Here is an 18,916-nt window from a genome sequence, read left to right as displayed (position 1 = left end):
CGTGGAGCTCCTCAGGAACGGACGAGACGGGCGATGGCGTCCGAGGCCTCGCGGACCTTGGCCGCGCCCTCCTCGGGGGACTGGCGGGCGGCGTCGACGACGCAGTGCGCGAGGTGGTCCTCGACGAGGCCGATGGAGACGGCCTGCAGGGCTTTGGTGACGGCGGCGATCTGGGTGAGGACGTCGATGCAGTAGACGTCCTCGTCGACCATGCGCGCGATGCCGCGGACCTGCCCCTCCACGCGTCGCAGGCGCTTGAGGTAGTCGTCCTTGTCGTCGGTGTAACCGGGCGTGTGGGGCTGCATCGGGGTCTCCTGGGGGTGAAGGTTGCTCGTCGTCTACAACCAACATACCCCTAGGGGGTATTCCTCGTGCACGCAGACGGCACAATCGTCCCCATGCGGGTCTCAGCGAAGGCGGACTATGCGGTGCGGGCGTGCGCAGAGCTCGCGGCGTCGCCCCAGGGCAACCCCGTGCGCGCCGACGACCTTGCGGTCGGTCAGCAGCTCCCGGTCGCGTTCCTCGAGCGGATCCTCGGCGACCTGCGCCGCGGAGACGTCGTGGTCAGCGTGCGGGGCCGCTCGGGCGGCTACCGGCTGGCCCGCACCGCCGACCAGATCACCCTCGCGGACATCATCCGGGCGGTCGACGGCCCGCTCGTCACCGTGCGCGACGAGCGACCGACCGCCCTGGAGTACGCCGGGTCCGCGCAGGCGCTGCTCGAGGTGTGGGTCGCACTCCGCGTGAGCGTGCGCGACGTCCTGGACCGCGTGACGCTCGCCGGCCTCGTCTCCGGCGAGCTCCCACCCGAGGTCCACGCGCTGGCCGCCCGCCACGACGCGTGGGTCAACCCGTAGGTCTGCGGGCGTTCAGTCCTGCGTGGCGCTCGCGGCAGCCCGGACTGCCGCCGGGAGGGCGCTGACGATGCGGTCGACGGCGGCGTCGTCGTGGGCCGCCGAGACGAACCAGGCCTCGAACGGCGACGGCGGTGCGTAGACGCCGTTGTCCAGGAGCGAGTGGAAGAACGGCGCGTACCGCCACGACTCGGTGGCGAGCACGGCGGCGTAGTCGCGGGCACCCTGGCGGGCGGCGTCCTCGCCGAAGAACGTGCTGAACAGGTTCCCGGCCCACTGGATCGTGTGCGGGACACCCTCGGCCGCGAACGCCGCGTTGAGCGCGGTGCGCAGCTGCTCGGCGACCTCGTCGACCCGCGCGTACACGTCCTTGTCGGCCAGCCGCAGCGTGGCCAGGCCTGCGGCCGTGGCCACGGGGTTACCGGACAACGTGCCCGCCTGGTAGACGGGTCCGACCGGCGCCAGCTGGGCCATGACGTCGCGCCGGCCGCCGACCGCGGCGACGGGCAGACCGCCGCCGATGACCTTGCCGAACGTGTAGAGGTCCGCGGACCAGCCCTCGCGCAGGCCCTCGAGCCCCCACCAGCCGGAGTACCCGACCCGGAAGCCCGTGAGGACCTCGTCCTGGATGAGCAGCGCGCCGTGGGCCACGGTCAGCCGGCGGAGGGCGGCATTGAAACCGGGCAGCGGCGGGACGACGCCCATGTTCGCGGGCGCAGCCTCGACGATGACCGCGGCGATGCGTGAGCCGTGCAGCGTGAAGGCGGTCTCGACGGCCTCGACGGAGTTGTAGGGCAGGACCAGGGTCTCGCCGGCGACCGCGGCGGACACGCCTGCGGAGTCGGGCAGCGCGAGGGTCGCGACGCCGGAGCCGGCGGACGCCAGCAGCGCGTCGACGTGCCCGTGGTAGTTGCCGGCGAACTTGACCACGAGGTCGCGCCCGGTGAACGCGCGTGCCATCCGCAGCGCCGTCATGGTCGCCTCGGTGCCGGTGGACACCAGGCGGACCTTCTCGGCCGGGGGTACGCGGAAGCGGATCTCGTCGACGAGCTCGACCTCGGTGATCGTCGGCGCGCCGAAGCTCAGGCCGCGGCCCGCCGCCTCGCGCACGGCCTCGACGACCTCGGGGTGTGCGTGGCCCAGGAGCGCGGGACCCCACGAGCCGACGAGGTCGACGTACTCGTTGCCGTCCACGTCCGTGACGTAGGCGCCACGAGCGGAGGCGAGGAACCGGGGGGTGCCGCCGACGTTGCCGTACGCCCGCACCGGGGAGTTCACCCCTCCGGGGATCACGGCCTGCGCGCGCTCGAAAGCGGCAGCGCTCACGGTCAGGTCGGTGGCGGCGTGCACGCTCATCAAATCTCCTCTGCCAGCCATCCGGCCAGCTCTGTCGCAGAGTACGTCAGCACGTGATCGGCACCCGCGCGCCTGATGCTGAGCACAGACTCGAGGATCGCCCGTCTGCGCTCGATCCAGCCCCGTTCGGACGCAGCCTCGATCATCGCGTACTCCCCCGACACCTGGTAGGCCGCGACCGGAACCGTGCTCGTGGCGGCCACGTCGGCGAGGATGTCGAGGTACGCGAGCGCGGGCTTGACCATGACGACGTCAGCCCCTTCGGCGATGTCGATAGCGACCTCACGGACGGCCTCGCGACGGTTCGCGGGGTCCATCTGGTAAGTCCGTCGGTCGCCCTCGAGCTGCGACTCGACCGCGTCGCGGAAGGGGCCGTAGAACGCGGAGGCGTACTTGGCGGCGTACGCCAGCACCGCGACGTCGTCGCGACCTGCGGCGTCCAGCGCGTCCCGGACGTAGCCGACCTGGCCGTCCATCATCCCGCTGAGCCCGACCATGTGGGCGCCCGCCTCGGCCTGGGCGAGGGCCATCTCGGCGTAGCGGACGAGCGTCGCGTCGTTGTCGACCGCACCCGAAGGAGTGAGCACGCCGCAGTGCCCGTGGTCGGTGAACTCGTCGAGGCACAGGTCGGCCTGCACGACGAGTGCGTCGCCCACCTCGGCGACCGTGTCGGCGATCGCGAGGTTGAGGATCCCGGAAGGGTCGGTGGCCTGCGATCCGACGGAGTCCCGGACGGTCGGGATCGCGAAGAGCATCACGCCGCCGAGCCCGGCGCCCGCAGCCTCCGCGACCGCCTTGCGCAGCGAGTCGCGGCTGTGCTGGAACACGCCCGGCATCGACGCGATCGGGCGCGGCTCGGTCAGGCCTTCCTTGAGGAACACCGGCAGCACGAGCTGCGACGGGTGCAGGCGGGTCTCGGCCGTCAGGCGCCGCATCGCGGGGGTCGCGCGCAGCCGGCGCGGGCGGATCCGACGGTTCACTCAGAGCTCCTCGGGGCTGGGGATCGGTTCGGGCATCGCGGTGCTCGCGGCCTTGGCCAGCGCGTCGACGAGGCCGGTCATGGTCTGCTCGGTCGCGACGCCCGCGAGCGGCAGCCCGAGGCGGGCGGCCTCCGCGGCCGTCGTCGGGCCGATGCCCACGAGCAGGGTGCTTGTCGGCGGGGGTCCGAGCTGCGTGTTGAGCTCGCGCACGGTGCTGGCCGACGTGAGGAGCGCGCCGCGGATCGTCCCGTCGACCCACGCCTCACGAATCTCCGCGGAGGGCGCCTGCGCCGACACCGTGCGGTACGCGACGACGTCGTCCACCAACCAGCCGCGCGAGCGCAGTCCGTCGGCGAGCGTCGGAGAGGCCAGGTCGCCCCGGGGGAAGAGCACGCGTGCCCGGCCCGACGGCGCCGGGAACTGCTCGACCAGCGACTGGGCGGTCGAGCGACCCGACGGCACGAGGTCCACCGTGATCCCGGCCTCGCGCAGGGCGCGTGCGGTGCCAGGTCCTACGGCGGCGACGCGCGCGCCGGTCAGGGTCAGCCCGCGCTCGCCGAGGATCTGCACGGCGGCGGCGCTCGTCACGGCGAGCCAGTCGTACCAGCCCGCCTCCAGCGCCAGGAGGGCGTCGTCGAGGGACGTGGTGTCCTGCGGTGCGGTCGTCTCGATGAGGGGCACGACGACGGCCTCGGCGCCCGCGGCGGCGAGCGCGACCACGGCGGGGCTGCGACCGGCCGTCGGGCGGGGGACCAGGACGCGCCAGCCGGTGAGCGGGAGGGCGGTCATCGCGATCCTCCGAGGTCGGCCAGGTCGGCGGCGCCGTGCACCAGGAGGTCGTCGGCGACCTGGATGCCCAGGCGCCGGGCGTCGTCCTCGCTCTGGGCAGTGGTCGACGCGCCCCGGCGCAGGGTCGCCGTGCCGTCCGGGCGTGCGACGACCGCGTCGAGACGCAGGGTCGTCCCGCTCAGCAGCGCCCACGCGCCGACCGGTGCGGCACAGCCCGCCTCGAGGCGCTGGAGCAGGGCGCGCTCGGCCGTCACGGCGAGGCGGGTGGGCCAGTGGTCGAGCGCCGCGAGGGCGTCCTTGAGCGGACCGTCGACGTCCGCGCGGACCTCGATCGCGAGCGCTCCCTGGCCGGGTGCCGGGGCCATGACGTCCGGCCCGAACGCCTCGGTCACGGCGTCGAGGCGGCCCAGGCGGGCCAGGCCGGCACGCGCGAGGACCACGGCGTCGAGGTCGGACGTGATGCGACCCAGGCGGGTGTCGACGTTGCCGCGGATGTCGACGACGTCGAGGTCGGGTCGCACGGCGAGCAGCTGGGCCCTGCGGCGCGGGGAGCCGGTGCCGACGCGCGCGCCGAGGGGGAGGTCGGCGAGCTTGAGCCCGTCGCGCGCGCACAGGGCGTCGGCCGGGTCCTCGCGGACCGGGACGGCGCCGATGACGAGGCCCTCGGCGTCGCCGGTCGGCAGGTCCTTGAGCGAGTGCACGGCGAGGTCGCACCGGCCGTCGAGCAGGGCGTCGCGCAGGGCGGTGACGAACACCCCCGTGCCACCGAGGCTCGCGAGCGAACCTTTCAGGCGGTCGCCGTCGGTGCGGATGTGCACCGTCGACAGGGTCAGGTCCGCGGCGGCGAGCGCGTCGACCACGTGACCCGTCTGCGTGGTCGCGAGCGCGCTCGCACGCGTCCCGACGAGCACGTGCTGAGGCATGGCTCCAGTGTCCCTCTCTAGGTGCGCCGAGCGAAACGTCCTACGACAGGTGCGGCCACGACGGCCACGCCCGCACAGACCAGCCCGAGCGCCCACCAGGTGGTGCTCGGGTCGAACAGCTCGGTCGTGACGCCCGGCTCGTCCCGCCAGTGGCACGTCAGCCCGGCCGGGAGGAAGTGCCGCGTGACGGTCACCGGACCGAGCGCGGCACCAGGTTCGACCCCTCGGGCGGCGGTGCACTGCTTGTCGGCGTTCCACGGCCCGAGCAGGGGCAACACGTAGGCGACCAGGCCCAGGAGCACGAGCAGCAGACCGAACGCGACCGCCAGGAGAGGCAGCAGGCAGCCGAGGACCCGCCTCGAGCGAGCGGGGTCGGCGTCGGTGGTCATCGGATCCGACCGTAACGGGTGCGGAGGGAATGCGTCCCGAGGCGGTCCTGACAATGTGTCAGAACACCCGACTGAGGGCACCCTAACAATGTGACCGACGTCATTTCACGATTTTCACGACGAGTCGTCAGAAAGCGAATTCGCGCGGCAATTGTGTGATCCGTCTCGCATTACGCGACGCGACGCGCGGCGGCCTCGGCGTCGGGCACCACGGACGCGAGACCGTTGCCCGCCACCCATGCCCCGCACACGGCCGCACCCGGCAGCTCGGCGACCGCGGCACGCACCTGCTCGACGGCCTCCCGGTGCGACGCGCTCGGCCGTGGCAGGGCCTGCGACCAGCGCACGGTGGCGTGCCCGAGGAGCTGCTCCGCGTGGAGCGGCACCCCGAGCAGCACGCTCGCGTCCGCCAGGGCCTCGGCCACCGTGGGCTCCGGTTCGGACGAGCCCGCGCGGCCGTAGGACAGGCGCACGACGTGCCGCCCCGCACCGGCCCGACGCGCGAGCCACGCCCACTTCGCGGTGCCGTGCGTGAGTGCCTTGGCGCGCACGTCGCTCGAGCCGGGTGGGACCAGCACGCCTGTGCCGCGCGGGGCGGCGTCCAAGGCCGGGGCGTCGAGCACGAGCGTGACGAGCGTGACCTCGGCGCCGGGGTCGGTGGCCGCCACCGAGAGGCCCAGAAGCGCAGGGGCCTTCGGAGTGGCCAGGACCAGCCGGGGTGCCGACTCGATCCCGGGCGCCGTCGTCACCTGCCAGTCACCAGCTCGTCGGACGGCGTCGACGGTGACGCCCGTGCGGATCTGGCCGCCCTGAGACTCGACCTGCGCGACCAGCGCCTCGACAAGGAGATGCATGCCGCCGTCGATGCCCTGGGCCGCGGCGCCGGCCGGGGCGTTCGCACGCATCGTCCGCACGGCGCGCGCCAGGGAGCCGCGACGGCGTGCGGCGGACAGGCCGGGCGCCACGGCGTCGACCGCCAGGTCGTCCGGGTCGGCGGCGTGCACCCCGCCCACGATCGGTCGCACGAGCCGGTCGAGAGCGCGGTCCCCCATCCGGGACCGGACCAGGGCGCCGAGCGTCCGCGGGTCGTCGGTGCGCGGCAGCACCAGGTCGAGCGAGGCGCGCAAGGCACCCACCAGACCCAGCGTCCGGCGGACGTCCGGCGCCCACGGGTGGGCCGGGATCCCGAGCAACCCTGTGCGGGGCAGCGGCCCGTCCCCGGACGGCAGGTGCACCCACGAGCCGATCGGCTCGGGCGAGACCACGGGCAGCGACAGCTCCCGGAGCAGGGCGCCGACGGTGCCCTGGCGTGTCGCGAACGACTCGGCCCCGGCGTCGAGCCGCAGCCCCGCGACCGTGTGACCACGCACCGCCCCGCCTGCCTCGGCCTCGGCCTCGAGCACGAGCACGCGCAGGCCGTCCTGACCCAGGCAGCGGGCGGCGACCAGGCCGGCGACACCGCCGCCGACGACGATCGCGTCCCACGTGGCGCCGGGCACGGTCACGAGCCGGTCAGAGCCCGTGGACGAGCTTGACGACGCGCGTGAGCACGGTCGGGTCGGTGTCCGGCGGGACCCCGTGGCCCAGGTTGACCACGTGACCCGGGGCGCTCTCGCCCCGAGCCACGACGTCGCGCACGTGTGCCTCGAGGACCGGCCAGGGGGCGGCCAGCAGAGCGGGGTCGATGTTGCCCTGCAGCGGTGTGGTTCCGCCCAGACGGCGGTTCGCCTCGTCGAGCGGCAGCCGGTAGTCGACACCGATCACGTCCGCGCCGACGTCACGCATGGCGCCGAGGAGCTCGCTCGTCCCGGTGCCGAAGTGGACCTTCTTCACGCCCAGGTCGGCGATGTGGCTCAGGGCCCGGGACGAGGCCGGAGCGACGTGCGCGGTGTAGTCGGACAGAGCCAGCGAGCCGGCCCACGAGTCGAACAGCTGCGCGGCGCTGGCGCCTGCGAGCACCTGCGCCCGCAGGAAGGCTCCGGTGACGTCCGCGGCCCAGTCGGTGAGCTCGGCCCACGTCACGGGGTCCGAGTGCATGAGGGTGCGCGCTGCCAGGTGGTCGCGCGACGGCCCCCCCTCGACGAGGTACGCCGCGAGCGTGAAGGGTGCACCCGCGAACCCGATGAGCGGGGTGCCCCCCAGGGCCCCGACCGTGAGCGCGACGCCCTCGGACACGGGGCTCAGAGCGTCGGGCGTGAGCGGACCGAGGTCCCGGAGGCGGGCGACGTCGTCGGCGGTCCGCACGGCCGAGCCCATGACCGGCCCGACCCCCGGCTTGATCTCCACGTCGACGCCCGCGAGCTTGAGCGGGACCACGATGTCGGAGAAGAAGATCGCCGCGTCGACGTCGTGCCGGCGGACGGGCTGCAGGGTGACCTCGCTCGCCAGCGACGGGGTCAGGCACGCGTCGAGCATCGCGGTCCCCTCGCGCGCGGCGCGGTACTCGGGCAAGGACCGACCGGCCTGTCGCATGAACCACACCGGCCGCCGCGACGGCCGCTCACCGGAATACGCACGGACCAGCGAAGAATGCGCCGTGCGGCCGTCGACGAGCGGGTGCGAGGAAGGAAGGTTCACGTCTGCGATTGTGCCGGACAAATGAACAGATGATTGAATCGGGCACGTGGTGCTGCTGTCCCTCGCCGCCAGTCACCACGACCTCGACCTCGATGTGCTGGAACGTCTCTCGTCGGACGTCCAGGCCGTCGCGTCCGAGCTCGTGCACTCGGCCGCGTCCGTCTCGGGTGCCGTCGTTCTCGCGACGTGCAACCGTTTCGAGCTGTACCTCGAGGTCGACGACGCGCAGGACACCCCGCACGCCCGGGCCGCCGCGGCAGCCACGGTGGCCGAGCGCTCCGGCTACGGCGCCGACGAGGTGGCCTCCCACCTGCGTGTCCTGACCGGGACCGACGCGGCGTCCCACCTGTTCGCCGTGGCCAGCGGGCTCGAGTCGATGGTCGTCGGCGAGCGAGAGATCGCCGGTCAGGTCCGCCGCGCGCTCAGCACCGCTCGCCGCGAGGGCACCACGACGAGCAGCCTCGAGTCCCTGTTCCAGGCGGCGTCGCGCGTCTCGCGCGACGTCGAGGCGCGCACGGGTCTGGGCGCGACCGGGCGGTCCGTCGTCGGCGTCGCTCTCGACATCGCCGAGGGGCAGCTGCCCGACTGGTCGTCGGTGCGGTGCGTGCTCATCGGGACGGGTTCCTACGCGGGCGCGACCCTGGCGCAGCTCAAGGCGCGCGGCTGTACCGACGTCCGGGTGTTCTCCACCACGGGTCGCGCGCGGGCGTTCGCCGCCGCGCGCGGGGTCCGCTCGCTGCCGACCGGCGCCGACCTGGCCGCCGAGGTGTCCGACGTGGACCTCGTCGTCGCCTGCAGCGGCGCGGCCGGCGCGGTGCTGGGTGTCGACGCCCTCGCCGCGGCCCGCACGGACGCGGCCCACCCGCTCACGGTGGTCGACCTGGCGTTGCGGCACGACGTCGACCCCGGCGTCCGCTCGCTGCCCGGCGTGCGCCTGGTCAGCCTGCACACGGTCGCCGAGCACGCCCCCGCCGAGCATGCCGCCGTCGCGACCGCGCACGAGGTCGTCGTCGCAGCCGCCGAGGCGTACGAGGCCGACCGTCGGGTCCGCGAGTGGAACCCCGCCGTCGTCGCGGAGCGCACCCGGGTCCTCGGCGGACTGGAGTCCGAGCTCGTGGACCTGTCCGACGAGCGCGCGGTCCGCGCCCTGCGTCGCCGCACGCGCGCAGCGCTGCACGGCCCGACCGTCCGTGCCCGCGAGGCCGCACGGGCCGGAGACATGGTCGCCTACGCCGAGGCGCTCGCCGAGCTCGCCGCGATCCCGGTCCCGGCCCTCGCCGACGCGGGCTGACTGCCCCTCCGTCGGGCACTTCCCGACGGCGGCGGACCGACGCCCTCCCCCTCGCGGTGGAGGCGGATCAGGCCGACCGGTTGATCCGGTGAACCGAGCATGCTGCCTAGGCTGCTCGTGTGTCCCTGCCTGCTGCGACCCCGATCCGGGTGACCCCGGTCCCCGAGGCGTTGCTGCACCCGCCGCTGCAGACGTGGTCGCGTGTGTGGAGGTACCTGATCGCGGTGCTCGCCGGTCTGATCGCCTGGGCGGTGACAGCGGCCGAGCAGCTGGGCGCGCACCCGTCCACTGCGCCCGAGCACCTCCTCGTCGGCTGGTTGCTGCTCGACCTGGTGCTCGGAGTGGTGTCGGTCGCACTCCTGCCCCTGCGGCGCCGGCGCCCGTTCCTCGTGGCGTTCGTGACGGTCGCGGCCACCTCTGTCTCGACGGCGAGCATCGGCGCCGCCGCCCTCGCCACCGTGTCCATGGCGACGTGGCGGCGACGCAACTGGGTCATCGTCATCGGGGTCGTCTGGATCCTGTCCGGCGCCGTCTCGGCGGCGATCTACACCGCGCGCGACCTCCCTCCGTCGGGCGAGCCCTGGTACGCGATCGTGGCGAACAACCTGCTCGGCGTGCTCCTCTACGGCCTCGCCATCGTCACCGGCTTCTACGTCCGCGCCCGGCGTGAGCTGGTCGCATCGCTGAACGAGCGGATCCTCACGGCGGAGCGCGAGCAGGCGTTGACGACGGAGGCGGCGCGGGACGCCGAGCGCACCCGTATCGCCCGCGAGATGCACGACGTGCTCGCGCACCGGATCTCGCTGGTCGCGATGCACGCGGGCGCGCTGGCGTACCGCGAGGACCTGACCCGCGAGCAGACCGCCGAGACCGCCGCGACGATCCAGGCGAACGCTCAGCTGGCGCTGGCCGAGCTGCGCCAGGTGCTCGGTGTGCTGCGCGCGGGCCGGGTCGCCGACGGCGTCGAGGCGCCGCAACCGACCCTCGCCGAGCTGGCAGCGCTCCTGGCCGACGTGCGCGAGACCGGCTCGCAGGTGCAGCTCGACGTGCTGGGCCTGAGCAGCTCGGACCTGGCCAAGATCCCGGTCACGCTCTCGCGCACGGGGTTCCGGATCGTCCAGGAGGCGCTCACGAACGCCCGCAAGCACGCACCCGGCGAGTCGGTGTCGGTGCGGCTCGCCGGTGAGCCGGGCGGGGTCCTGGAGCTCGAGGTGCGCAACCGGGTGGGAGTCTCCGTGGGTGGGGGACGTCCCGGCGTGGGGCTGACGGGCATGACCGAACGGGCCGAGCTGGCCGGCGGGGCACTGACGTACGGCGGACAGCCCGATGGGTCGTTCCTGGTGAGAGCGAGGTTGCCGTGGGTTCTGTGAACCCTCAGATCCGGGTCGTCCTGGTGGACGACGACAGCCTGGTGCTGGCCGGCCTGCGGATGATCCTCGGAGGTGCACCCGACCTGGAGATCGTCGGCGAGGCGTCCGACGGGCAGGCCGGGGTCGAGCTCGTCGAGCGCGTGAGGCCGGACGTGGCCCTCATGGACATCCGGATGCCGCGCATGGACGGCCTGCAGGCCACCCGGGCGTTGCGCTCGTCGACCACCCGGGTCATCGTGCTGACCACGTTCGACACCGACGAGATGGTGCTGACCGCGCTCCAGAACGGTGCGTCCGGGTTCCTGCTCAAGGACACGCCGCCGGTCGAGCTGATCGCCGCGGTGCGTCGTGTGGCGGCCGGGGACCCGATGCTCTCGCCGAGCGTCACGTCGCAGCTCATCGCCGCGGTGACGAAGCCGCACGACGACGACCGTCGACGAGCCGCGCGCGCCGCGATGGCCCGGCTGACGGACCGGGAGCGCGAGGTGGCGATCGCCGTGAGCGAGGGGCGGACGAACTCCGAGATCGCGCAGGACCTCTTCATGGGCGTCGCGACCGTCAAGACGCACGTGGGCAGCCTGTTCACCAAGCTCGACGTGACCAACCGCGTGCAGGTGGCGCGGTACGTGCACGACGCAGACCTCGGCCCGAGCTGATCTCTGGGGCCGGACATGGGGCGTGCCGGGCCAGAACGGGGGGGAGGGTCTGGCCCGGCACGCGCCTGTCGGAGCCGCGACGTCGTCGTCGTGACCCCAGATCGGGGGACTTCTAGCTGCTCCGGACGACCTGCTGGTGAGCGGCCGGTCCGGGGGCCCACGTGTGCGGGACCACCTGGTTGGTCTGGATGTCGGTCAGCTCCGCAGCGTAGACGATTCCCTCGTAGACGCCAGCCTCGACACGGCTGAGCTGGAGACGCTCGGCGCGCTCGATGTCGTCGCCCAGGTGCGAGATCCGCGCGACGACGTAGCGCTGCGCGTCCTGCCACTGGTCGACCACACGCACGTGGAGGCCGTTCCACCGGGCCGTGAGGTCCAGCTCGAACAGCTCGCTGACGTCCTCACGGGCCACGCGACGGAACCAGCGGCCCGACGCCGACTGGTGGAAGCCAGTCTCGGCGAGCGGCGGGTTGGCCAGCGCGAGGACGACCGTGTGGCCGCCGTCGACCACGTCGGCCTCGAGGTAGGCACCGTGCCACTTGGCGACCGGGCCGACGCAGCGCGACAGCGACGCGAGCGAGGGCCGAGGGGCGCCGAGCTGCGTGACGGTCCAGCCCGCACCGACGTCGCCGTAGCGCGCGAGCAGCGTGGAGGTGCCGTTGTCGTAGATGCGGACGAGCTCCGCGCCCGGGGGGACGCGCGAGTGGCGGAGCCACCACAGCGGCAGGATGTAGCCCGGGACGTCGCGGTACTGGAGCTGAGGGGAGCTCTCGAAGCGCAGGACGTCGATCGATCGGTCGTAGGGGCTGAACGGCGACCCCTCGTAGCCGAGGCCGTGAACCTCGAACAGCTGAGCCGGCGTCGTCGCGAAGGCGACGTCCTCGGCGCGCACGACGTAACCCGCCAGTCGGTCGTGACCCGCGGTGAGGTGAGCGCGGGAGAGCGCTGGCGTGATCGCCTTCTGCATAAGCGTCACGATGGGCATCCTTGCCATGGAGGGGATGAACAGGATGGATCGAGGGGATGAACCGGATGAATCAGACGGTTCGGTGCACGATTGTGCTGCCCTAACCGGGCACCTGTCCAGATGGCGACACGCATTGGGGTGAGTTAGCAGGTCACGGCGGCGTTCTCATCTGCCGACGAGTCGCTCGTACGGGTGATGACTTGCCCGGAAACTCGGGCAAACAAGGACACTGCGCGGGTCGGGTCTCGACAACCGACGTCAGGGCGTACTCACGACGCGCAGGAGGTCGGTCGCGGCGCCCTGGACCTCGTGAACGGCGCCGCGGACGTGGTCGACGTCGCGTCGGCGATCGGCAAGGCGGGCGAGCTCGCGATGGAGGGTGCCGGGGCGGTCATTGACATGACCGGCAAGGGTCTCTGACCGTCAGGCGTCGAGGTAGGTCTCCACGAGCGACGCCGCGATGCCCGTGTAGGACGCGGGCGTGAGCTCGACGAGCCGCGCCGCGACCTCGTCGGGAAGCCCGAGGCCGCCGATGAACTCGCGCATGTCGTCGGCCGTGAGGCGTCGGCCCCGCGTGAGCTCCTTGAGCCGCTCGTACGGGTTCTCCATGCCGGTGACGCCCGCGACGGAGGCCGCGCGCATGGCCGACTGGACGGGTTCGCCGAGCACCTCCCAGTTCTCGTCGAGCTCACGCGCGAGCAGGACCCGATCGACCGACAGTGCGCGCAGTCCGCGGGCCACGTTGTCGATCGCGAGCAGCGAGTGCCCGAACGCCGGGCCGATGTTGCGCTGCGTCGTGGAGTCGGTCAGGTCGCGCTGCAGCCGGCTCGTCACCAAGGTCGATGCCAGCGTGTCCAGGAGTGCCGACGAGAGCTCGAGGTTGGCCTCGGCGTTCTCGAACCGGATCGGGTTGACCTTGTGCGGCATGGTCGAGGACCCCGTCGCGCCGGCGACCGGGATCTGGATGAAGACACCGCGCGAGATGTAGGTCCACACGTCGGTGGCCAGGTTGTGCAGCACGCGGTTGAACCTCGCGACGTCCGCGTACAGCTCGGCCTGCCAGTCGTGCGACTCGATCTGCGTGGTCAGCGGGTTCCAGGTCAGGCCGAGGTGCTCGACGAACGACCGGGACACGGCGGGCCAGTCGGCTCCGGGCACCGCGACGACGTGCGCGCCGAACGTGCCGGTCGCGCCGTTGAGCTTGCCCAGGTACTCGTCGGCCGCGATGCGCTTGAGCTGTCGCTGGAGCCGGTGCGCGAGGACCGCGAGCTCCTTGCCGAGCGTCGTCGGCGTGGCCGGCTGCCCGTGCGTCAGGGCGAGCAGCGGCTGGTCCTTCTCCTCGTGCGCGAGGGCGGCGACCTGGTCCGTGAGCTCCTGGGCCTTCGGCAGCCACACCTCGTCGACCGCACCGCGGACCATGAGCGCGTAGGACAGGTTGTTGATGTCCTCGCTGGTGCACGCGAAGTGCACGAGCTCGCCGACGCCTCGCAAAGCGCTGTCGGCCGGAGCGTCCGCGAGCCGCTTCTTGAGGAAGTACTCGACCGCCTTGACGTCGTGCACCGTGACGCGCTCGATCTCGGCGAGCTCCGCGACCTCGTCCGCCCCGAAGGTCGCGACCACGTTCCGGAGGTAGCTGATGTCGTCGTCCGTCAGCGTCGGGGCACCCGGGACGACGCCGTTGGTCGTCAGGTGGATGAGCCACTCGACCTCGACGTGCACACGCTCGCGGTTCAGGGCCGCCTCGCTGAGGTGGTCGACGAGCGGCGCGACCGACGCGCGGTAGCGCCCGTCGAGCGGACCGAGGGCGATGGCAGGCGTGACGTCAGCGAGTCGAGCACGGGTCATGACGCCATCATCCCAGGGTGGCGCCCGACGCGGCGGCACTGTCCGCAGCCGCCACCGTGGTCGCGAAGGGCGAGAACGCCGGACGGTCGGTGACCCGGTCGGTAGCCTGGCCGCACATCGGCCGCGCTGAGGCGGTCCCCCGTCTGCAAGGAGTCCAGTGCCGCCACCCCGCAAGCCTGGCCCGGTGCTCCTCGTCGGTGCGCTGGTGGCCGTGGCGGTGCTGATGGCGGCGCTGGCCGGGCCGTGGCAGCTCGCGCACAGGTTCGTGCCCGGCGGCACCGTGCCTGTGGTCACGCTGCCGCCGCAGACGAACGCTCCGGAGCCGAGCAGCAGCGCGACGCCGCGCGAGATGATGCCGATCGAGCAGGAGCGCTGGATCTACCTCGTCATCCTCAGCATGCTCGGGCTCCTCGCGGTGCTGGTCCTGGCATTCGTCGCCCGCAAGATCGCGCAGAAGATGCGGGAGCGGCGCGTGGGGCGGGAGATCGACCCGGCGGACCCGGACATCCCTCTCGAGGACGACGCGGTCGACATCGCGACGGTCGCGATGCGCGCCGGAGCTCAGCGGGCCGCGCAGGTGCTCGAGCAGGAGGTGCCGCCCGGGGACGCGGTGATCGCGGCGTGGGTGGCGCTGGAGGCGTCGGCGGAGGAGACCGGAATCCACCGTGACCGCGCGCAGACCGCGACCGAGTTCACGATCGAGGTGCTCCGAGGGACGCACGCGGACCCGCAGGCGACGCAGACGCTGCTCGACCTCTACCTCGCGGCGCGGTACAGCGAGCACGCGCTCACCCCGCAGGACGTCGACACCGCTCGGGCCAGCCTGACGACGATCGCCGAGGGGCTGTCGTGAGGGACTGGCGGGTCTACGTCGCGTTCGTCGTCGCTGCGGCAGCCGCGTGGGCAGCTGGGCTCACCTACGTGACGATCGCACTGGTCGGCGTCGCGGCGGTCGCCGGGCTCCTCGTCCTGACGCGGCTCGAGTCGCGGCCGGACCCGGGCTTCGACCGGGCGCAGTACGACCGGCGGCACGGCGCTCGCGGCGAGGTCCAGGAGCTCGCGTGGGCGATGGTCGCCCGAGACGGGCGCGTGAGCGAACGGGTGCTGCGGCGCGTGCGCGAGGTCGGCACCGGACGGCTCGCCCTGCACGGGCTGAACCTCGGCGATCCCGCCGACGCCGAGGCCATCGCGGCCCTCGTCGGACCCAAGGCCCTGCGCACGCTGACCCGCACCTCCTCGCCGCACCCGAAGATGGCCGAGGTCAAGCAGGCGATCGACGCGCTCGACAAGATCGGCACGACGACGAACAGCCCCACCACGCGCGAACCAGGGAGCATGCATCCATGACCGAGACACTCACCGTCGCGCAGGTGGCCGACCGGGGCGGCGCGATCCTCGACGAGGTCGCGACCCTCGTCGTCGGCATGCGCGACCCGCTGAAGACCGCGCTCGCGGCCGTGCTCGCGGGCGGGCACGTGCTGTTCGAGGATGTGCCGGGACTCGGCAAGACCTTGGCTGCGCGGAGCCTGGCGACCGCGCTGGGCCTGACGTTCCGGCGCGTGCAGTGCACCCCCGACCTGCTGCCGTCGGACATCACCGGGTCGAGCGTCTTCGACCCCGCCTCGGCCAGCTTCACGTTCCGGCCCGGTCCGGTGTTCGCGGGGCTCCTTCTTGCCGACGAGATCAACCGGACCGCCCCGAAGACGCAGTCGGCCCTCCTGGAGGCGATGGCCGAGCGGCAGGTGACCGTCGACGGGACCACCTACCCGCTGCCCGCGCCGTTCCACGTCGTCGCGACGTCGAACCCGGTCGAGTACGAGGGCACCTACCCGCTGCCCGAGGCTCAGCTCGACCGGTTCATGGTGCGGCTCGCGGTCGGCTACCCCGTGCGTGACGACGAGGTCGACGTGCTGTCGCGCCGGCTCGCGCGTCGCACCGAGGTGGGGTCGGTCCGCACGATCGTGGACTCCCAGACCCTGCTCGCGATGCAGGCCGGAGTCGAGGCCGTGCACGTCGAGGGCGACATCCTGCGGTACTGCGTCGACCTGGCAGCGGCCACGCGCGCGCACGGCGCGGTCGAGGTCGGCGCCTCGCCGCGTGGGTCGCAGGCGCTGGTGCTCGTCGCGCGGTCGCTCGCGGTGCTCCACGGCCGCGACTTCGTGACGCCCGAGGACGTCAAGGCCGTCGCGGTCCCGGCCCTCGCGCACCGGTTGTCGCTCACGCCCCAGGCCTGGGCGACGGGGACGGCGCCGGAAGGTGTCGTGGCCGACGTCCTCAAGACCACGGCGGGGCCGACGACGACGCGGCGATCGGCCTGAGCATGGACTGGGACCGCTCGCGCGCGACCGTCTGCGGGGTCGTCGTCGGCCTCGCGCTGGTCGTGGTGGGCGCCTTCGCTGGCCGGCCCGACGTGGCCGTCCTCGGGGCCGCGCCGGTGGTCGCCGGGTTCTGGGACTGGCGACGACGGCCGTCGAGCATGCCGACCGTGCGCGTCGTGGCGTCCGACGCCGAGGCCGTGGCGGGCGCGCTCCGGGTCGACGCGGTCCTCACGTCGCCCGGAGAGGCGGTGCTCGTCGGGGTCCGACGAGGACGCGACGACATCGCCGAGGTCCTCGTCTCCGTCGACGGGACCCGGATCCTGCCGATCACCGTGCACACGGTCCGCACCGGGCCGCAGGAGGTCGCGGTCGTCGACGTGCAGGGAGTCGGCCCGGGGGTGGCGAGCGTGTCGGAGGCGTCGTTGCCCTCGTCGCGGACCGCGCTGGTCCTGCCGTCGACCCGACCGCTCGGCGACCTCCCGCTCCCGCCCCGGCTGCGCGGGCTGACCGGCGCGCACGAGTCGCGACGACCCGGCGAGGGCGGCGGCCTGCGTGACGTGCACCCGTACGCACCGGGCGACCGGCTCCGCCGGATCGACTGGCGCGTGACCGCGCGCCGCGCCCCTGACCTGCACGAGCTGTACGTCCGACGTGAGCACGCCCTCGCCGAGGCGGTCGTGATGCTCGTCGTCGACTCGCGCGACGAGGTCGGCCCCGACCCGATGACCTGGCGCGGCTCGACGCCGCCGCGTGCGAAGGACCCGACGTCGCTGGACCTCGCCCGGCAGGCGGCCGCGTCCGTCGCCGAGGGGTTCCTCAACCAGGGTGACCGGGTCGGCCTGGACGACCTCGGCGTGGTGCGTCGGCCCCTGCCGCCCGGTGGTGGGCGTCGGCAGCTGTCGCGCATCCGCCACGCGCTCGCGCTCACGCACCCCGAGGGCGAGCCGCTGCGTCGGCTGCGACCCCCGCAGATCCCGTCCGGTGCGCTCGTCCTGCTGTTCTCGACCTTCCTCGACGACGAGGCCGCCGCGGTCGCCACCACCTGGCGGCGCGCCGGGCACCGGGTGATCGCCGTCGACGTTCTGCCGACCGTCCGCGAGGCGCACCTGGCCGACCGGGAACGGCTCGCTCTGCGCCTGATCCGGCTCTCGCGCGAAGACCGGTTGGCGGTGGTCGCGGCGCAGGACGTCGAGATCGTCGCGTGGCGCGACGCACCGTCGGTGGCGCTCGCGGGCTTCGCCCGGCGGACGCAGCGGCGGGCGGGGGCGTCGCGATGAGGATCCCGTTCCTGCCGACGCGTGCCGCACGCGAGGTCGTCGTCCCGATCGGGCCGAGCGTCCCCGCGGTGCTCGTCCGGCTCGTGCTCGGAGCGCTGTGCCTGACGACGCTGGTCATCGCGTTCGCTGGTCCGGGGCCAGCGGCGCACGGACTCTTCGCGGCCGGGCTGTTCGCGCTCGTCGTCGCGGTCGTGCTGCGGCCGGAGATCGGGTTGGGCGCGCTCGTCGTGCTCGTCGCAGGGGTCCGGGTGCTCCTGTTCCAGCCGCCGTCGTCGGGCGAGGTGCTGGGCCTGGTCGTCCTGGTGCACCTGACGCTGTGGACCTCGGCGCTGGCCGCGCGGACCGCATGGCGGGCAGCGATCGAGTGGCGAGTGATCGGGCGAGGGCTGCGGGACGTCGCCGTCGTCCAGGTGTTCGCGCTCGTGCTGGCGGTCGCGGCGCTCGCGCTGACCGGGACGTCCCTGGCCGCCGCGGACCTGTGGCGCGCGGTCGCGGCGATCAGCGCCATGGCGGTGACCGTGCTGGTGCTTCCGCGCGCTTCGATCGACGCTTAGGCGTGGACAAGTACGACGTCAAGAAGGACCTGCGGCTGCTCTACGCGCCGAAGGCGGGCGAGTTCACGATCGTCGACGTCCCGACGCAGACGTTCGTGGCCGTCGGGGGCGCGGGCGACCCGAACACGTCCGAGGCCTACACGGCGGCCGTCTCGGCGCTGTACGCCGTCTCCTACGCCGTGAAGTTCACGAGCAAGGCTGACGGGCGCGACTTCGTCGTCGGACCGTTGGAGGGGCTCTGGCGTGCCGACGACATGGACGCGTTCACCGGCCGCGACAAGGACGCCTGGCAATGGACGATGCTCATCTCGCAGCCGCCCTGGGTCACGGCCGCCGATGTGGAGGACGCCGTCGTGACGGCCGGCGCGAAGACGGAGCACTCCCCGGCACTCGGGTCCGTCCGGCTGACGACGCTGTCCGAGGGCCGGTCCGTCCAGACGATGCACATCGGCTCGTACGACGACGAGGCGCCCGTGCTGCACCGCCTGCACCACGAGTTCATGCCCGCGCACGGCTTCGCGTTCGGCGGCGACCACCACGAGATCTACCTGAGCGACCCGCGGCGTACTGCGCCGGAGCGGCTCAAGACGGTGCTGCGGCAACCGGTCGTCTGATCCTCACGGTCCCTGCCGACGGTGGGCGCCGACCGCCCCGCCGGATCCTCAGGTGGCGAACGTGACCCGCCCCCAGCCACGCTCCGGGTCGAGGTCCTGCGGGCGCCCGCTCGACCGCGCGCGCGGTCCCTACCGTCGTCCGCATGGTGAGGACTG

The 18,916-nt window shown here is 73.2% G+C and carries 20 protein-coding genes; 10 read left to right on the top strand and 10 right to left on the bottom strand.

What is annotated here, in order from left to right; genetic code table 11:
• Positions 1–11 precede the first annotated feature (11 nt).
• Complete coding sequence (locus AC1DPN_RS19065) at positions 12–305, bottom strand: metal-sensitive transcriptional regulator (protein ID WP_477086354.1); 294 nt, start codon at positions 303–305, stop codon at positions 12–14.
• A 93-nt stretch (positions 306–398) separates the two neighbouring features.
• Here AC1DPN_RS19065 and AC1DPN_RS19060 point away from each other — a divergent pair, with 93 nt between their 5' ends.
• Positions 399–857 (top strand): RrF2 family transcriptional regulator, encoded by a 459-nt coding sequence (locus AC1DPN_RS19060; RefSeq protein WP_477086353.1) that lies wholly within the window; start codon positions 399–401, stop codon positions 855–857.
• A 12-nt stretch (positions 858–869) separates the two neighbouring features.
• On the opposite strand, the gene hemL is transcribed toward AC1DPN_RS19060, so the two are convergent.
• The 7 genes from hemL to hemE form a co-directional block, all read right to left on the bottom strand.
• Entirely contained in the window at positions 870–2,210 is a 1,341-nt protein-coding gene (hemL, locus tag AC1DPN_RS19055) for a glutamate-1-semialdehyde 2,1-aminomutase (RefSeq protein ID WP_477086352.1), read from the bottom strand.
• Positions 2,210–3,145: a porphobilinogen synthase gene (gene hemB, locus AC1DPN_RS19050; RefSeq protein WP_477086418.1), complete on the bottom strand. Its 936-nt coding sequence runs from the start codon at positions 3,143–3,145 to the stop codon at positions 2,210–2,212. Before hemB ends, hemL begins: the two co-directional genes overlap by 1 nt.
• Positions 3,146–3,190: 45 nt before the next feature.
• Positions 3,191–3,979 (bottom strand): uroporphyrinogen-III synthase, encoded by a 789-nt coding sequence (locus tag AC1DPN_RS19045; RefSeq protein ID WP_477086351.1) that lies wholly within the window; start codon positions 3,977–3,979, stop codon positions 3,191–3,193.
• Complete coding sequence (gene hemC, locus AC1DPN_RS19040; RefSeq protein WP_477086350.1) at positions 3,976–4,902, bottom strand: hydroxymethylbilane synthase; 927 nt, start codon at positions 4,900–4,902, stop codon at positions 3,976–3,978. The genes AC1DPN_RS19045 and hemC overlap by 4 nt, the downstream gene beginning before the upstream one ends.
• Positions 4,903–4,919: 17 nt before the next feature.
• A complete protein-coding gene (locus AC1DPN_RS19035; protein ID WP_477086349.1) occupies positions 4,920–5,291 on the bottom strand; it encodes a hypothetical protein in 372 nt (123 codons plus the stop codon).
• A 170-nt stretch (positions 5,292–5,461) separates the two neighbouring features.
• Positions 5,462–6,796, bottom strand: a complete 1,335-nt coding sequence (locus AC1DPN_RS19030; RefSeq protein ID WP_477086348.1) for a protoporphyrinogen/coproporphyrinogen oxidase — start codon at positions 6,794–6,796, stop codon at positions 5,462–5,464.
• Between the two features lie 7 nt (positions 6,797–6,803).
• The gene (hemE, locus tag AC1DPN_RS19025) at positions 6,804–7,868 is read right to left on the bottom strand and encodes a uroporphyrinogen decarboxylase (RefSeq protein ID WP_477086347.1); all 1,065 of its coding nucleotides are present in this window, start codon (positions 7,866–7,868) and stop codon (positions 6,804–6,806) included.
• A 46-nt stretch (positions 7,869–7,914) separates the two neighbouring features.
• On the opposite strand from hemE, the gene AC1DPN_RS19020 reads away from it, so the two are divergent.
• The 3 genes from AC1DPN_RS19020 (at position 7,915) to AC1DPN_RS19010 (ending at position 11,185) form a co-directional block, all read left to right on the top strand.
• Positions 7,915–9,159: a glutamyl-tRNA reductase gene (locus tag AC1DPN_RS19020; protein ID WP_477086346.1), complete on the top strand. Its 1,245-nt coding sequence runs from the start codon at positions 7,915–7,917 to the stop codon at positions 9,157–9,159.
• A gap of 119 nt (positions 9,160–9,278) precedes the next feature.
• Complete coding sequence (locus tag AC1DPN_RS19015) at positions 9,279–10,529, top strand: sensor histidine kinase (protein WP_477086345.1); 1,251 nt, start codon at positions 9,279–9,281, stop codon at positions 10,527–10,529.
• Entirely contained in the window at positions 10,526–11,185 is a 660-nt protein-coding gene (locus AC1DPN_RS19010) for a response regulator (RefSeq protein ID WP_477086344.1), read from the top strand. The genes AC1DPN_RS19015 and AC1DPN_RS19010 overlap by 4 nt, the downstream gene beginning before the upstream one ends.
• 112 nt (positions 11,186–11,297) lie before the next feature.
• Here AC1DPN_RS19010 and AC1DPN_RS19005 read toward each other — a convergent pair whose 3' ends face one another.
• Positions 11,298–12,152, bottom strand: coding sequence for a hypothetical protein (locus AC1DPN_RS19005; RefSeq protein ID WP_477086417.1), 855 nt, complete (start codon positions 12,150–12,152; stop codon positions 11,298–11,300).
• A gap of 423 nt (positions 12,153–12,575) precedes the next feature.
• On the bottom strand, positions 12,576–13,997 hold the full coding sequence (purB, locus tag AC1DPN_RS19000; RefSeq protein ID WP_477086343.1) for an adenylosuccinate lyase: 1,422 nt from the start codon (positions 13,995–13,997) through the stop codon (positions 12,576–12,578).
• A 157-nt stretch (positions 13,998–14,154) separates the two neighbouring features.
• Between purB and AC1DPN_RS18995 the strand changes: the two genes are divergently transcribed.
• From AC1DPN_RS18995 to AC1DPN_RS18970, 6 genes are read left to right on the top strand one after another with little or no spacing between them, the layout of a single operon-like run.
• On the top strand, positions 14,155–14,850 hold the full coding sequence (locus AC1DPN_RS18995; RefSeq protein ID WP_477086342.1) for a DUF4129 domain-containing protein: 696 nt from the start codon (positions 14,155–14,157) through the stop codon (positions 14,848–14,850).
• The gene (locus tag AC1DPN_RS18990; RefSeq protein ID WP_477086341.1) at positions 14,847–15,344 is read left to right on the top strand and encodes a hypothetical protein; all 498 of its coding nucleotides are present in this window, start codon (positions 14,847–14,849) and stop codon (positions 15,342–15,344) included. The genes AC1DPN_RS18995 and AC1DPN_RS18990 overlap by 4 nt, the downstream gene beginning before the upstream one ends.
• Positions 15,341–16,315, top strand: coding sequence for an AAA family ATPase (locus tag AC1DPN_RS18985; RefSeq protein ID WP_477086340.1), 975 nt, complete (start codon positions 15,341–15,343; stop codon positions 16,313–16,315). Before AC1DPN_RS18990 ends, AC1DPN_RS18985 begins: the two co-directional genes overlap by 4 nt.
• 2 nt (positions 16,316–16,317) lie before the next feature.
• A complete protein-coding gene (locus AC1DPN_RS18980; protein WP_477086339.1) occupies positions 16,318–17,592 on the top strand; it encodes a DUF58 domain-containing protein in 1,275 nt (424 codons plus the stop codon).
• The gene (locus tag AC1DPN_RS18975) at positions 17,589–18,146 is read left to right on the top strand and encodes a hypothetical protein (RefSeq protein WP_477086338.1); all 558 of its coding nucleotides are present in this window, start codon (positions 17,589–17,591) and stop codon (positions 18,144–18,146) included. The genes AC1DPN_RS18980 and AC1DPN_RS18975 overlap by 4 nt, the downstream gene beginning before the upstream one ends.
• A 2-nt stretch (positions 18,147–18,148) precedes the next feature.
• A complete protein-coding gene (locus tag AC1DPN_RS18970) occupies positions 18,149–18,760 on the top strand; it encodes a GyrI-like domain-containing protein (RefSeq protein WP_477086337.1) in 612 nt (203 codons plus the stop codon).
• The last annotated feature ends 156 nt before the right edge of the window (positions 18,761–18,916 follow it).

This window comes from Cellulomonas sp. P4_H4 (genome assembly GCF_056400865.1).
This window is presented reverse-complemented; position numbering and strand designations above follow the sequence as displayed.

Excerpts from the sequence above, each read along its gene's own strand:
- AC1DPN_RS19065 (WP_477086354.1), bottom strand. The coding sequence starts at position 305 with ATGCAGCCCCACACGCCCGGTTACACCGACGACAAGGACGACTACCTC.
- AC1DPN_RS19060 (WP_477086353.1), top strand. The coding sequence starts at position 399 with ATGCGGGTCTCAGCGAAGGCGGACTATGCGGTGCGGGCGTGCGCAGAG.
- hemL (WP_477086352.1), bottom strand. The coding sequence starts at position 2,210 with ATGAGCGTGCACGCCGCCACCGACCTGACCGTGAGCGCTGCCGCTTTC.
- hemB (WP_477086418.1), bottom strand. The coding sequence starts at position 3,145 with ATGCGGCGCCTGACGGCCGAGACCCGCCTGCACCCGTCGCAGCTCGTG.
- AC1DPN_RS19045 (WP_477086351.1), bottom strand. The coding sequence starts at position 3,979 with ATGACCGCCCTCCCGCTCACCGGCTGGCGCGTCCTGGTCCCCCGCCCG.
- hemC (WP_477086350.1), bottom strand. The coding sequence starts at position 4,902 with ATGCCTCAGCACGTGCTCGTCGGGACGCGTGCGAGCGCGCTCGCGACC.
- AC1DPN_RS19035 (WP_477086349.1), bottom strand. The coding sequence starts at position 5,291 with ATGACCACCGACGCCGACCCCGCTCGCTCGAGGCGGGTCCTCGGCTGC.
- AC1DPN_RS19005 (WP_477086417.1), bottom strand. The coding sequence starts at position 12,152 with ATGCAGAAGGCGATCACGCCAGCGCTCTCCCGCGCTCACCTCACCGCG.
- purB (WP_477086343.1), bottom strand. The coding sequence starts at position 13,997 with ATGACCCGTGCTCGACTCGCTGACGTCACGCCTGCCATCGCCCTCGGT.
- AC1DPN_RS18985 (WP_477086340.1), top strand. The coding sequence starts at position 15,341 with ATGACCGAGACACTCACCGTCGCGCAGGTGGCCGACCGGGGCGGCGCG.
- AC1DPN_RS18980 (WP_477086339.1), top strand. The coding sequence starts at position 16,318 with ATGGACTGGGACCGCTCGCGCGCGACCGTCTGCGGGGTCGTCGTCGGC.
- AC1DPN_RS18975 (WP_477086338.1), top strand. The coding sequence starts at position 17,589 with ATGAGGATCCCGTTCCTGCCGACGCGTGCCGCACGCGAGGTCGTCGTC.